The organism is Pseudomonas sp. 67(2021), from assembly GCF_017491835.1.
GTDB lineage: Bacteria > Pseudomonadota > Gammaproteobacteria > Pseudomonadales > Pseudomonadaceae > Aquipseudomonas > Aquipseudomonas atacamensis.
On the sequence record NZ_JAFGYL010000067.1, the window covers coordinates 1 to 513 of the forward strand.

The window sequence follows — 513 nt, forward strand, 5'->3', positions numbered from 1 at the left end:
AACAGCGGTTGCGGTGCCAGTAGTCTGACCGACACCGATGGTGATGGTCTGGCCGTTAGCCAGAGTCACGACGACAGGGGAGCCAGTCACTGGTGCGCCGACGGTGGCGGTGTAAGTCACGGTGCCGCCTTCAGCCACCGACGTATCGGCGGTCAGCTTGACCGTCGAAGTGTCGATGGTGTCGGTGACATTGGTCACCGCTGGAACCGTGCTTGGTACCAGGTTCTCGAAGTTGCCACCGGTAGCGCTGGTGATCGTCGCCTGGACGGAACCGACGTCTTTGTAGACGTCATCGGACGGGGCCGGAACAGTTGCGGTGCCGGTGGTTTCGCCAGCCTTGATGGTGATCACCGCGCCGTTCGACAGGGTGACGGTTACAGGCGAGCCAGCGGCGTTGGTCAGGGTCGCGGTGTAAGTGATCTGGCCACCCTCCGCCACCGAGCCGGTGGCCGACAGGGACAGGTTGGTGGTGTCGACGGTGTCGGTCACGGTGGTGCTGACCGGGGTCTTGTC

1 protein-coding gene is annotated in these 513 nt (G+C 63.7%); it reads right to left on the minus strand.

Going from position 1 to position 513, the window contains the following annotated elements; all coding sequences use genetic code 11:
- Positions 1-513: immunoglobulin-like domain-containing protein (locus tag J5M66_RS26540; RefSeq protein WP_207809951.1), on the minus strand; the 513-nt coding region annotated here is incomplete at both ends.